Annotated in this window: 11 protein-coding genes; 6 read left to right on the plus strand and 5 right to left on the minus strand. The window is 62.2% G+C overall.

Going from position 1 to position 13,355, the window contains the following annotated elements:
- Window positions 1–52: 52 nt before the first annotated feature.
- The 3 genes from A4R29_RS31325 to A4R29_RS31335 all read right to left on the minus strand — a co-directional run bounded on the left by A4R29_RS31325 (window position 53) and on the right by A4R29_RS31335 (window position 4,762).
- Entirely contained in the window at window positions 53–1,645 is a 1,593-nt protein-coding gene (locus A4R29_RS31325) for an MFS transporter (protein ID WP_082826772.1), read from the minus strand.
- A complete protein-coding gene (locus A4R29_RS31330) occupies window positions 1,645–2,739 on the minus strand; it encodes an HlyD family secretion protein (RefSeq protein ID WP_063173970.1) in 1,095 nt (364 codons plus the stop codon). The genes A4R29_RS31325 and A4R29_RS31330 overlap by 1 nt, the downstream gene beginning before the upstream one ends.
- A gap of 1,120 nt (window positions 2,740–3,859) precedes the next feature.
- On the minus strand, window positions 3,860–4,762 hold the full coding sequence (locus A4R29_RS31335) for a LysR family transcriptional regulator (protein ID WP_063170653.1): 903 nt from the start codon (window positions 4,760–4,762) through the stop codon (window positions 3,860–3,862).
- Between the two features lie 187 nt (window positions 4,763–4,949).
- Here A4R29_RS31335 and A4R29_RS31340 point away from each other — a divergent pair, with 187 nt between their 5' ends.
- Window positions 4,950–6,233 carry a serine hydrolase domain-containing protein gene (locus tag A4R29_RS31340; protein WP_063170654.1) on the plus strand — a complete coding sequence of 428 codons (1,284 nt, stop codon included), beginning with the start codon at window positions 4,950–4,952 and terminating at the stop codon, window positions 6,231–6,233.
- Between the two features lie 31 nt (window positions 6,234–6,264).
- Window positions 6,265–7,146: an NmrA family NAD(P)-binding protein gene (locus A4R29_RS31345; RefSeq protein WP_063173971.1), complete on the plus strand. Its 882-nt coding sequence runs from the start codon at window positions 6,265–6,267 to the stop codon at window positions 7,144–7,146.
- A gap of 76 nt (window positions 7,147–7,222) precedes the next feature.
- On the opposite strand, the gene A4R29_RS31350 is transcribed toward A4R29_RS31345, so the two are convergent.
- Window positions 7,223–8,257: an aldo/keto reductase gene (locus A4R29_RS31350; protein ID WP_063173972.1), complete on the minus strand. Its 1,035-nt coding sequence runs from the start codon at window positions 8,255–8,257 to the stop codon at window positions 7,223–7,225.
- Window positions 8,258–8,435: 178 nt separating this feature from the next.
- On the opposite strand from A4R29_RS31350, the gene A4R29_RS31355 reads away from it, so the two are divergent.
- The 4 genes from A4R29_RS31355 (at window position 8,436) to kdgD (ending at window position 12,551) form a co-directional block, all read left to right on the plus strand.
- Complete coding sequence (locus tag A4R29_RS31355) at window positions 8,436–9,524, plus strand: sugar ABC transporter substrate-binding protein (RefSeq protein WP_063170657.1); 1,089 nt, start codon at window positions 8,436–8,438, stop codon at window positions 9,522–9,524.
- A gap of 122 nt (window positions 9,525–9,646) precedes the next feature.
- Window positions 9,647–10,714, plus strand: a complete 1,068-nt coding sequence (locus A4R29_RS31360) for an ABC transporter permease (RefSeq protein ID WP_063170658.1) — start codon at window positions 9,647–9,649, stop codon at window positions 10,712–10,714.
- On the plus strand, window positions 10,711–11,538 hold the full coding sequence (locus A4R29_RS31365) for an ATP-binding cassette domain-containing protein (protein ID WP_063170659.1): 828 nt from the start codon (window positions 10,711–10,713) through the stop codon (window positions 11,536–11,538). The genes A4R29_RS31360 and A4R29_RS31365 overlap by 4 nt, the downstream gene beginning before the upstream one ends.
- Before the next feature lie 80 nt (window positions 11,539–11,618).
- Entirely contained in the window at window positions 11,619–12,551 is a 933-nt protein-coding gene (gene kdgD / locus A4R29_RS31370) for a 5-dehydro-4-deoxyglucarate dehydratase (RefSeq protein ID WP_063170660.1), read from the plus strand.
- A 48-nt stretch (window positions 12,552–12,599) separates the two neighbouring features.
- Here the strand turns inward: kdgD and A4R29_RS31375 are convergent, their stop codons facing one another.
- Window positions 12,600–13,331, minus strand: coding sequence for a FadR/GntR family transcriptional regulator (locus A4R29_RS31375; protein ID WP_127224710.1), 732 nt, complete (start codon window positions 13,329–13,331; stop codon window positions 12,600–12,602).
- Window positions 13,332–13,355: the final 24 nt, after the last annotated feature.

Below are 13,355 nucleotides of genomic sequence, written 5' to 3' on the forward strand. Positions count from 1 at the left end.
GATTCAAGTTGGACGCCATGACGATAAGGACTCTGTTCCAACGCATAGGAGGCTACCCAGTTCGGCTCCGCCGGAGGACTTTGCGACTGAACAATTGCTTGGCGCCAATCAGGCATGGCGCAGCAACCGCGAACAGCAACACGAGCGCGAAGAAAGCTTCGTCGAAAGAGATCGTGGAGGCTTGCCTTTCGAGAGAGCGCTGCAACAATGGGAAAGCGATCTTGGGCGCCGCTAGAATGTCGGCACCGTTCGAAGTGAGAATGTTCGCACTGGCCCTCAAGCGCTGGTCCAGGGCCGGATCGCCACGGACAAGGTGGGTGGACAACATCGTTCGGTTGAGAGCGTTCTGGTGATCGATATACGTTTGCAAGAGCGCCGTGCCCATCAGACCACCAGCCTGCTTCCCGAGATTGAACAGCCCTATTCCAAACGGCAGAATATCGGCAGCAAGTCCACGCAGCGTAACCAGCGTCAGTGCCACGAACAGAAGACCGAGACCTGATCCTCGCAGAAGCAGGGCCGGGGTCAGGTCGGGGGTGCCGCTACCGCTCGTCGAACCGGACAGGAGCCACATGGCTCCGGAGAAGAGCAGGACTCCAAACGGAACAAGGGCGATCGGGTGAACGCCGGCCTTTTCGATGAGGAGGCCGGAGAACAGAAGTCCCAGCGCCAGCATGGCTCCGCTGGGCAGCAGAAGCACTCCTGCGGCCGTGGCCGTAAAATCGAGAACGTTGAGGGCAAAAGCCGGGATGAGATAGGTGCTGCCCGATAGGGCAAAGCCCGCGACGAGGCTGACAAGAAAGCCAAAGCGAAAGTCCGGATCGGCGAAAGGCGCGACCGCCTGAAGTGAGCCTGAGCGGAACCGGGCCTCCCGGACAACCACAAGGCCGGCGGCCGCCACACCGATGGTCGAAAGGCCGGTGATCCCCATGTCGTCCGACCAGTTGAACCTGCTGCCCTGCAGCAGCACGTATGTCAAAAGCGCGGTACTGATGCCGAGCACAATGACCTCGACGACGGGGAGCGTGGTTGCCCGCCAGTATGTCCGATTGCCATCCGCCGCCAGAAGGACAAGGGCGGCGATGCCGAGCGGGACGTTGGCGAGGAATATCCAGTCCCAGGAGAAATGATCGACCAACCAGCCCTGCAGGGCCGGCGTAATCGTCGTTGGAGCCATTACGGCGCCGACGGCAAAAACTGCTTGGACAATCGGCTGATGTCGAGACGGGAACCGAAAAAACAGCAGCGTCTGGCCAGCTACGAGAATTGTGCCGCCAGCCAGCCCCTGGACGACGCGGAAAACACAAATCCAGACATGATCCACCGAGAGCGTCATTGCCGCGCAACCCAGCAGAAGCATCACGACCCCCGCGCGCAGGCAGGCGGTCGGCCTGGCGGCGGTGACAAGAAGCGGAGCGACAAGGAAAGCCGTCAGCTTGGCGGCGATGAATGCGATGTCGACCATCGCCAGTTCATCCGGCGTTGCGTAGATGTCGCCGAGCATGTCGATCCGGCCGATCGACAGTGCAGTGGATGCCACTGCGTCCATGAAGGCGGCCAATACAACACCAGTTGCTACTAGCCAGGCACACGGCAGGGTATCAGGATGGCGGAACGCTCTTTTTTCGGCTTCGGTGCGGTGCATCACTGTACCAGGCGTCCGTTGGCACTGTCGCCGGACCGCATTTCCAACGCCACCGCTGGAACGTCGCCCGCTCCCAGGGCGATGGCAACGCGGGCGGAGAGCCCCGGAACGAGGCGGCCAGGCAACGGGTTTCGTATCATCCTGATCTTCACCGGCACACGCTGGACAACGCGGATGAAGTTTCCGGTGGCATTGTCCGGCGGCAGCAGGCTGAACGCCGCGCCGCTGCCGGGAGCGAAGCTGTCGACAACACCGTCGATTTCTTGATCTGGATATTCGTCGACCGTGACGCGTACCCTTTGGCCAATCTTGACCAAGCTGAGCTGCGTTTCCTTGAAGTTGGCGACGATCCAGACATCGTCGACGGGAACGATATCCAAGGCCGCATTCCCTGGAGTGACATAACGGCCGACACGGATTTGCCGATTGCCGACGATCCCGTCGACCGGGGCTCTCACGACCGTGTTGTCGAGGTCGAGCATAGCCAGGTCGAGAGCGGCCTTCGCCTGTGACAGGGCCGCGTGCGAACCGGACAATTGTGCTTCCAAGACGCCGAGCTTCAGCCTTTGAGCCAGCAGATTGGCTTCTGCGCCGTCCAAGGACGCCTTTGCCTTGTCGTAGCTGGCTTGTGCATCCTGCAGTTTCTGATCGCTGGCAGTGCCGTTCTTCTGCAGTGTGACATAGCGGGTCAGGTTGGCACGGGCGAACTGGAGGTCTGCGGCGGCTGACTGTTTCTGCGCCTCGGCCTGCGCGATCAATGCATCTTGCAGTTTATGGCTTGCCTCGATGTTGGCGATTTCCGCCTGCCGGGCTGCGACATTGGCGCTTGCCTGGACCACCTTGGCCTTATAGTCGCTGTCGTCGATGCGAAAGAGAACTGCGCCCTTTGCAACGCTGGCATTGTCGTCCACGTCAACGTCGACGACATAGCCGGCCAGCTTGGGAGCGATACTGGTGATGTCTGCGCGCAGATAAGCGTTGTCGGTCGTTTCCTGGTAGCGACCAACCCTGAACCACTGCCAGCTCCACGTAGCTGCCGATGGGATCAACACGAGCGCGACGACGGCGATTGCGATCCTGCGAGATGGGCTCATGATTGCTTCGACCTCAATTCGACGCACTATCGAAGAGGATTGTCGATTTCCCGTGATCAAGATGATCGGCAAGGCTGCAAGTCGGGGCTACGCAGTAGGGGTTCACGAGAATGTCTCCGGGCCGCTGAAAACAGAAGTGCCGAATAGTCGCGGATTTCAGTGCGCCCGCGCCATCACGCGAACGAGCATCTCGGCTCGCTCTGATCGGTAGTTTATACTGACCCTCGGCACAGGTAGATACCTGACGCGACACCGCTGCATCTGTGGGCTTTCGGGCGACCGCAAAGTAGGTTCTGCGTCCGACTTTGGGCGCCAAGCTGCCGTCCGCCAGAAATAGAGATCTGTGGCCAGTCAAAACCCGCCTATTCGCACGTCGTTGCCGCCGATCACCGCACTCATCACTCGGAGATCTTTCAGAGTAAGAGCATCTGCACTACGTGTTGCTGGTGTTAACAAGCAAGAGAATAGCTCCCGGATGAGAATGAGCGTTTGCCCTTACGCTGCACTGCTTCCGGGAAACGATCAGTGTACGAATAACTAACAACGAGCTCTAGATAGGCCCACCTTTGCGGCGAATTCGGGTTAACCCGCTGAAATATAAGAATAATGGTGGGCCCGGAGGGATGTTTGGAAAAGAAGCTAAATCAAGCAGTTAGGAACTAGTGGGACAGCAAAGCATTCAAATCTGTTCCTATGTTTTTCGATGTTCTTGTCCCACCTACCACGCTGCATTTCGCCCGATGAACGCCTCACTCGCCCTATCTCGCGAAGAAGGATCGTGACGGTGTATCAGTCCCTCATTGGAAAGTCGCGGTCGCACCATTAACGACGTTCTTCGACGAGCAAGAAGCGTCTCGATTGGGGCCGTCTGCGGACTGTTTGCTTTGTGACAGATACGAACCAAGCAGTCGTTCAGCTCAAACCCGCAGGTCGCGGTGGTACGAAGGGTTGTAGGCGTGGTTGTCTGTCATCTTGTAGATCATTGCGGCCTTGGTGCGCCGAAGCGGGTTCGTGCCGTAGCCTTCCCGTCGGTAGCCATTGCAGTCACCCATCTACCAAGCGAGTAAACTGGTGAGTGCTGAGATAGTCCGGATGGTGGACTCGACTGAGAAAGGCGTGGTCATCTCTTCGCCGCGATCCGTTGAACAAAATCTAGAAAAGCTCGCACTTTTGCCGGCGGCATGTGGCGTGACGGATGATAGGCGTAAAGCGGAAACTGCTCGTCGGACCATTCTGCCAGGATCGTCGTGAGCGCCCCGCTCTCAAGCCACTCGTCGAGGCCGATGGCAAGGCTCTGGAATATGCCTTGCCCCGCGAGACCGGCCGCGACGGCAGCGGAGGGATCGTCCATGACCAAGCGCCCCGAGGCCTTGATCTCGATGGCCCCGCTTTCCCCTCGGAATTCCCAGGTGAACGGCCGCCCGGTCTGCGGGTTGCGAAACAGGATGCAATCGTGGAGCATCAGGTCGTGGGGCGTGGCTGGAATGCCGTGCCGGTCGAGATAACTTGGGGCGGCACAGGTCAGGACTGGTACGTCCAGCAGTTTGCGGGCGATTAGCGAGGATTCGTCCGGCGGACCGAAGCGCACGGCGACATCCGCGCCGCTCATCATCTCTTCGCGATAGTTGCTGGTGGTCAGATCGAGCGACAGTGCGGGGTAACGTGCCAGGAATTCACCGATCCTCGGCGCCAGCACCATTCGCGCGAACCAGGGATCGATCGATACCCTGAGCCGTCCGCCGACGAATGCCGCCGAACCGGCGGCTTCGGAAGCCGCCTCCTCCAGTCCAGCCAGCAGTGGCGTTATGCGGGCATGGAAGCGCGCGCCCTCCTCCGTCAGCGCGACCTCGCGCGGATTGCGGTCGAACAGCCTGACACCGACGCGTTGTTCGAGCCTCGCCACGGCACGACTGACCCCCGACGGCGTGAGACCGAGAACATCCGCAGCCCGCACGAAATTGCCCGCTTCCATCACCGCCCCGAAAACGCCGACCCCGGTCAGCAGCCGCGTGTCGAAACTCATGCCTTCTCTCCTTTGCGAGGTCGGTGATCTCAACCGTCTCTTCATGATGATTTTGAGTCACCTTATCTTTGATTTTATTGCGCGTGAATCATCGCATTGCTTCCCCTAGATGATTTTTGAGCGCCCGGTCGGCGCGGCGGCATGCCGGACCGCGGAAATCTCCGGCCTTGCGAGAAGGAATTCATCCATGAATGCGATCTCACGCAGAAGCCTGTTGGCGCGTGGCAGCCTTTTGCTCGCGGCGGGCGCCGCCGCCGTGAACTCACCGGTCCACGCACTGGCGGCCAACCCGCAAGCGCGGTCCGGCAACTTCAAGTCCATCGACATGGCCATGGAACAGGCGGTGCGCGACGGCACCGTCGCCGGCGTCGTTGCCACCGCGGCAGGACCAGACCGCATGATCTACGAAGGAACCTTCGGAAAGGCCAATACGGCCACCGGAGCAACGATGCGCGCCGATACGGTATTTTGGCTGTTGTCCATGACGAAGGCCTTCACCGCCACGGCCTGCATGCAGCTAATCGAGCAGGGCAGGATCAATCCCGGGGACGATGCGGCGAAATATCTGCCGGAACTCGCCAATCCGATGGTGTTGGAGGGCTTCGACGGCGACGGCCAGCCGCTCCTGCGTCCGGCCAAGCGGGCCATCAAGGTGCGTCACCTGCTCACTCACACCTCCGGCTATACCTATTCGATCTGGAGCGATGCACTGACCCGCTACGAGAACGTCACCGGCATGCCGGACATCGCCACGTGCAAGAACGGCGCCTTCCTGGCACCGCTCGAATTCGACCCCGGCGAACGCTGGCAATACGGCATCAGCATGGACTGGGTCGGAAAGCTGGTGGAAGCGGTCAGCGACCAGTCTCTGGAAGTCTATTTCCTCGAGAACATCTTCGCCCCGCTCGGCATGACCGATTCAGGCTTCCTGATCGGAAGCAAGCAGAAGGCCAGGGTCGCCACCTTCCATAACCGTCGCGAAGACGGCGGCCTGACGCCCGCGCCCTTCGAAATGCCGCAGCGGCCGGAATTCTTCATGGGCGGCGGCGGCGGCTTCAGTACGCCGCGCGACTACATGGCCTTCCTGCGGATGCTGCTGAACGGAGGCACTCATAAAGGCGTACGGGTGCTGAAGCCGGAAACGGTCGCGTCGATGATGCGCAACCAGATCGGCGACCTCGACGTCCAGGCCATGCGGACCGCCCAGCCTGCCTATTCGCAGAGCTTCGACCAGTTTCCAGGCGAGCCCCACAAGTGGGGTTATTCGTTCGACATCAACACGCTGCCCGGTCCGAACGGTCGGTCGGCAGGCAGCATTTCCTGGGCCGGCCTGCTCAACTGCTATTTCTGGCTCGATCCGGTCAGGAAGGTGACCGGAGCCATCTTCACCCAGCTTCTGCCCTTCTACGACGAAAAGGTCGTGAAGCTCTACGGCACATTCGAGCGCGGCCTCTACGACGGCCTCGCCTGATCAATTCCCACCTCAACACCAGGAGAACATCATGTATGCGATTACAGGAATTACTGGCAAGGTCGGCGGCGCGCTGGCGAAAGCCCTGATTGAAGCCGGAGAACCAGTCCGCGCGGTGCTGCGCGACCCCGCCAAGGCGGATGTCTGGAGAGATTGCGATTGCGAAATTGCTTTCGCCGACATGGGCGATGCGACGCGGCTCGCCGCCGCGTTCAAGGGCGCCAAGGGCGTCTTCATTCTGCCGCCTTCGGAGTTCGATCCCGCGCCCGGCTATCCGGAAGCGGCGAGGCAGAACGAGATCCTGACCACTGCTCTCCTTGCTGCCCGCCCGGAAAGGGTCGTCTGCCTCTCCACTATCGGCGCCGATGCGGTACAGGACAATCTCTTGAGCCAGCGGGCGATGCTGGAAGACGCCCTCGGCAAGCTCGACCTTCCCATCACGTTCCTGCGGCCCGGTTGGTTCATGGAAAATGCGGCTTGGGATGTCGCCCCGGCCCGCGACAAAGGCGTGCTGCACAGCTTCCTCCAACCGGCCGACAGGACCTTCGCCATGGTGGCGACGCAGGATATCGGCCGGCTTGCCGCCGATCTGATTCGCGAGGAGTGGACCGGCAAGCGGGTCCTGGAACTGGAGGGCCCGGCGCGGGTCTCGCCCAATGATCTCGCCGAGGCTTTCGCAACAGTGCTCGGGCATCCGGTGCGGGTGGAGATCGTCCCGCGCGAAAGCTGGGAGGACCTCTTCCGTGCCCAGGGTACGCGTAACCCACTGCCGCGCATCCGCATGCTCGACGGCTTTAACGAAGGCTGGATCGATTTCAAAAACAGCGGACAGAACAGCGTCAAAGGCAAGACACGTCTTGTGGAGGTGATCGCGGCGCTTGTCCGGCAGGCCGCCGCGACTGAGGCCTTTTGATTCCACCCTGAAAGGGCAGCAGACGGCACGGGCATCCGCCGACAGCACGGCTCGCAACCCTCGTGGTGGTTGCTTGTCACGCTCCGGAAACGGGCGCGCCGGGCTCGATGAGTCCCTGTCGTTTGAGATCGGCCCAAAGGGTTGGCGGAATATCTTCCCTGAGATAGGCCAGATTCTCCTTCAGCTCATCGGCAGACCTTGCACCCGGGATGACACTCGACACCAGGGGATGGCCGAGCGGGAAATGCAGCGCCGCCGCCGGCAGCGAAACCTTGTGGCTGGCGCACACCGCCTCGATGCGGCGGACGCGTTCGAGCACCGGCTCGGGAGCCGGCCTGGTGTTGAAGGTCGCGCCCTTGACCGCGCCCGTCGCCAGGATGCCGGAATTGTAGGGGCCGCCGATAATGATCCTCGTGCCGCGCTGTTCACAGAGCGGCAGCAGGGTCGCCAGTGGCTCCTGTTCGAGCAACGTGTAGCGGCCGGCGAGCAGGAAATAATCGAAGGCGCCGGCAACGACGAAATCGGACAGCATCTGCCATTGGTTGATGCCGACGCCGACCGCCTTGATGACGCCTTGCGAGCGCAGTTCGTCGAGCGCTGGATAGGCGCCGTCCATGGCTTCCCGGAAGCGGCTCCGGGCATAGGGATCCTCGCCGGGGCCGAAATGAATGGCCTCGTCGGGATCGTGGATCGAAACCATGTCGACATAGTCGGTGTCCAGCCGCTTCAGCGTGCCCTCGAGCGAACGCATCACCGCATCGCGCGAATAGTCGAACTCGGCGCGGAAGGAGCCGGGCTGGTCCCACAGCGCCGGCTTCAATTCTTCGGGCGGGATCGGCACGAGGTCGTAGCCGATCTTCGACGAGATGACGATGTCCGCGCGGGGCAGCGACTTGATGGCAAGGCCCAGACGCGTCTCGCTGACGCCAAAGCCATAGACAGGTGCGGTGTCGAAATAGCGGATGCCATTTTCATAGGCCGCCTGCACAGTCTTCACCGCCGCATCGGTGTCGACGGCGCGGTACATGTTGCCGAGCCCCGTGCCACCGAGCCCGATCGTCGTCACCTTCAGGCCGCCCTTGCTAACAGCCCTGAATTCGATTTCAGCCATTTTCTCTTCCTGTAATCCCTGATCGTCCATTTGTGCCGCCCAGAAGGCCGCCTTCGCGCCATTAGGCCGCAGAGGGCCGTCCTGAACTCGGCGGCGAAAAAGCATTGACACAAAAGTTGTCATATAACAATGTAACCAGATGAATAGCGATGCCTACAAAGCGACAACGGAGGAACGCATGGACGACGAGACGAAAAATCTGATGGAGATGGTGAATGCCGGCATCAGCCGGCGCAGCGCTTTCGCGCTGGCCGGAAAACTCGGCCTTGGCGCAGCCGGCCTCGCCAGCGGACTGGGTGCTGGTCTTGTCGGCGGCATCAGCGCGGCACGAGCAGCGGATTCATCGCCCGGCCTGCCGAAGAAGCCCTACAAATTCCACTTCGTCTGCCACGTGACGCTCGACCAGTTCTTCACGCCAACGGTCTACGGCATCCAGGATGCCTGCGCGGCTTTCGGCTGCAGCTATCAGTGGACAGGTTCGCAGAAGAACGTCGTCTCCGAAATGGTCAGCGCCATGCAGACGGCGATCGCGCAGAAGTCGGACGGCATCGCCGTGTGCCTGGTCGACCCGACGGCTTTCGACGCCGCCACCGACATGGCCGCGCAAGCCGGCATTCCGGTTGTCGCCTTCAACGCCGACGTGCCGGTCGGCAGCCCCAACAAGCGGCTCTCCTATGTCGGCCAGCCGCTCTATCAGTCCGGCTACAACTCGGCGCTGAAGTGGCTGAAGCTGATCCCCAAGGGCGGCCACGTCATGCTGTCGATCGGCGTGCCGGGCTCACTCAACACGCAGCCGCGCCTCGACGGCTACATCCAGGCGATCAAGGACAGTGGCAGCGGCGTCACCTACGATGTCGTCAACACCGGTCCGGATCCGGCAACCGAAATCTCGCGCGTCGAGAGCTATTATCTCAGCCACAAGACCGTCAACGGCCTGTTCGGCACCGGCGGTTCCGACACCTATGCCTGCGGTTTCGTGTCCAACAAATACGGCCTGGTGAAAGCCGGCGGCGCGGTGGCCGGCTTCGACCTGTTCCCGCAGACGCTGGACTTCATCAAGGCCGGCGACGTCAACTTCACCACCGACCAGCAGGCCTATCTGCAGGGCTTCCTGCCGGTGCAGCAGATGTATCTCTACAAGCTCTCGGGCGGCCTTGTCGGCCCGGCCAACAGCGACACCAGCCAGGCCTATGTGACCAAGGACAATGTCGACGCCTATGTCGGCAAGTCGCGCTTCGAGGGTCGCAGCGAGGTCGAGCCGACCTGACGCGGCCGAACCGCGACACACCTGCCCTCGCCGCGTCATTTTGCGTGATGTGGCGGGGGTGGCGACGGCTGCCCGTCGCCGATCCTCTTCTTCGCCCAAAGTTCGAAATCAGGAAGACAAGAGTGCCGCCCACAGAAACCAAGCCTGCGAAGAAGACCGGCGTCAAGGTTCCGCACACAATGACCGAGAGGCTGCTGATCCTGCTGTCGCGCTATCGCGAGGCCAGCATCGCCGTGGTCGCCATCGTGCTCGTGATCTATTTCCAGTTCGGCAGCGATGGCGGCTTCCTGTCGCCGCAATTCATGAGCGTCGTGCTGCGCGACACCGGCCGGCTCGGCCTGATCGCCGCGGCGGAAGTCATGCTGATGATCACCGGCGAAATCGATCTGTCGCTCAGCGCCATCTTCTCGATCGCACCCTACGTCATGGCGCTGCTGTCGGTCACCTATGGCGTGCCGCTGGCCGTCGGTGCGCTGATCGGCGTGCTGATCGGCATATTGGTCGGCGCCATCAACGGCATCATCACCGTGCGCTTCAAGGTGCCGTCGCTGATCACCACCGTCGGCATGCTGTTCTTCCTGCAAGGCATCGTCGTCTCGATCTACAACAGCCAACCGATCGTGGCGCCGGTCGAGCAGCCCTTCAACGCCATCTTCGGGCAGAGCCTGTACCAGCCGTCGGATGCGCTCTTGTCCTGGCATGGCATCACCGCGTTCACGCCCTTCCTGTGGGCGGTGCTGGTGGTGCTGGTGCTGGCGCTGGTGCTGAACCGCACCACCTTCGGCCTGCACACCATCGCCACCGGCTCCAACATCATCGGCGCCCGCGAGATCGGCGTGCGCACCGACCGCATGAAGATCTACAATTTCATGATCGCCGGCGGCTGCGCCGCCTTCGCCGGCATCATCAACACCGCCCAGTTCACCTCGGCTGATCCGCAGGCCGGCAGCCCGTTCCTCACCTTGCAGGCGATCGCGGCGGCGGTCATCGGCGGCACTTCCCTGCTGGGCGGCTCCGGCACCGTCATCGGCGCGCTGATCGGCGCCTTCGTCGTCGCCTCGCTCAACAACGGCCTGGTGATGATCGGCGCCCAGGCCACTGTGTCCGACATCTATCTCGGCGCGGCCATCATCGCCGCGATGATCCTCTCAATCCAGGTCGACCGCCTGCGCACACGGAGGCGCGTATGAATTCGCCAACCATTCCGCCGCTGGCACCCGATGCGCCTGTCGTGCTGGAGATGTCCAACATCTCCAAGAGTTTTGGCGCCGTCACCGCCCTCGTCGACGTCTCGATCAAATTGCGCCAGGGCGAAGTCCTGGCGCTGGTCGGCGACAATGGCGCCGGTAAATCGACGCTGATCAAGATCCTGTCCGGCTTCCACCAGCCCGATACCGGCACGATCGTCTCGCAAAGTAAGGAGGTGCGTTTCGCCTCGCCGCGCGATGCGCGCGCCCAAGGCATCGAAACCGTCTATCAGGACCTGGCTCTGATCGGCGACCTCAGCGTCTTTCACAATATGTTTCTGGGCCGCGAGTACCACAAGCGCTTCCTTGGCCTGAACCTGCTGGACAACAGGAAGATGCGCGAACAGGCGCAGCTCTATCTCGATACGCTCGGCATCACGATCCCCAGCGTCAACAGCACGGTCGACCTCCTGTCGGGCGGGCAGCGCCAGTGCATTGCGGTTGCCCGCTCGATCTATTCGTCGCCGAAGATCCTGGTGCTCGACGAACCGCTGGCGGCACTGGGCGTGCGCGAGAGCGCGCATGTGCTGGGCCTGATCCAGAATCTGCGCCAGCAGCGCCAGGTTTCGGTGATCCTGATCGTCCACAACTACAACCAGATTTTCGAAGTCTGCGATCGCATCAACTTCCTGCATTCGGGCGAGGTCGCGCTCGATGCCTCCACGGCCGACACCAGCGAGGAGGAACTGATCCGCATCGTCAAGTCGGGCCTGGGCACCAGGGCGATCGAAGCTGCCGCGGCCGAAGTCCGGCCGGGCCTCATATGAACCTGCCGGCAAGTCACGGCTAGAACAATCCTTGCCGGCCCGACCTCCCATCGGCCGGCCCCTCGCACGGAGTATTCGTTTTGACGTTCTCACCCACCGAACTGACCAGATCCCTTGGGCGCGGGCTGCTGTCCTTTCCGCTGACCTTCTTCGACGATGACGGTGCCTTCAACGAGGACGGTTACCGCGCCCATGTCGCGGCCCAAGGCACAGCCGGGGCGAGCGGGCTGTTCGCCGCAGGCGGTACCGGCGAGTTCTTTTCGCTGACGCTTGAGGAATACAAGCGCGTCGTGCGGGCGGCGTCGGACGAAGTGCCCGATACGATGCCGCTGCTGGCCGGCGTCGGCTACGGCACGCATATGGCGGTCGAGTTCGCCCAGGCCGCCGAGGCCAATGGCGCCGACGGGCTGCTGGTGCTGCCGCCCTATCTGGTCAAGTCGGAGCAGGAAGGCCTGCGTCGCCACCTGACGGCCATCTGCCGCTCGGTCGGCATCGGCGTGATCGCCTATAACAGGGACAATGCGGTGCTGACGCCCGACACGCTTGAGCGTGTAGCGCAGGATTGCCCGAACCTGATCGGCTTCAAGGACGGCGTCGGCGATATCGAACTCCTCACCGCAACACGCTACCGCATGGGCGACCGGCTGGTCTTCATCGGCGGCATGCCAACGGCCGAAGTCCATGCCAGTGCCGCGGCTGCGATCGGCATGACGACCTACTCCTCGGCGATCTACAATTTCGCGCCCGAGATCGCGCTGCGTTTCTTCAATGCTCTGCGCGCCGGCCGCACAACGGAAGTCGGTGATCTCATCCGCTCGTTCTTCCTGCCCTACCTCGCCATCCGCAACCGGCGCGCCGGCTATGCCGTGTCGATCGTCAAGGCCGGTGCGCGTATTGCCGGGATCGACTGCGGCCCGGTGAGATCGCCGCTGCTCGACCTGACAGCGGACGAAGAGCGGCAGCTCGCGGCTCTCATGCACTCCTGCAAAATGCCGGTCGCGGAGCTGGCGTAGCACGGGATGATTTGCGGGAGCGGATCGAAGACCGGAACTGACGGCTTGCTACGATCTGGCGTGACCATCGACCATGCGGCGGTAACGCTCGCGCCCCGCCTCCAGATGCTCGCGCAAGGTGAAGCGGGCGGCTTCGACATTCTGCCGCTCGATGGCCTGATAGATGCGGCGGTGCTCCATCTGGACCTGCTCCAGATAGTGCCGCCGCTGCTCCGGCGTTTCGTCGCGCGGGCGCATCAGCTGGCGTGGAATGAGGACAGGTCCGAGAAAGTGCATAAAGCGTTCGAAATAGGGATTGCCGGTGGCCGAGGCGATCGCTCGGTGGAAGGCAAAGTCGGGCTCGATCGCGCTCTCGCCCGCCGCGATCGAGGCGTCGATGGCGTCGAGGCAGTCGCGCATGCGGGCAAGGTCGTCGTCGCCGCGCTTCTCGGCGGCGATGCCGGCGGCTTCTTGTTCCACCGCGAGCCGAAGCTGCAGCACGTTCTGGACTTCCGTCAGCGAGTGCAGCTCGTCGGAAACGATGCGGAATGTGGTGTTGGCCTCATGGTCGGCGACGAACACGCCGGAGCCCTGGCGGCTGACGACAAGGCCCTCCGATCGAAGGGAAGCCATGGCTTCCCGGATCACCGTGCGGCTGACCCCGAATTGCGCGATCAGTTCCTGTTCGGTCGGCAGTTTCTCGCCGCTGGTCATATGGCCGGCGCGTATTTCGCGCGCAAACCAGTCGGCAACCTGCGCCGTGCGGCTGATCTGCGGGGGAAGGCCAAAGGAACGTTTCATCGCCATCAAGCAATAAACGAACCT

The organism is Mesorhizobium ciceri biovar biserrulae, from assembly GCF_001618845.1.
Lineage (GTDB): Bacteria > Pseudomonadota > Alphaproteobacteria > Rhizobiales > Rhizobiaceae > Mesorhizobium > Mesorhizobium ciceri.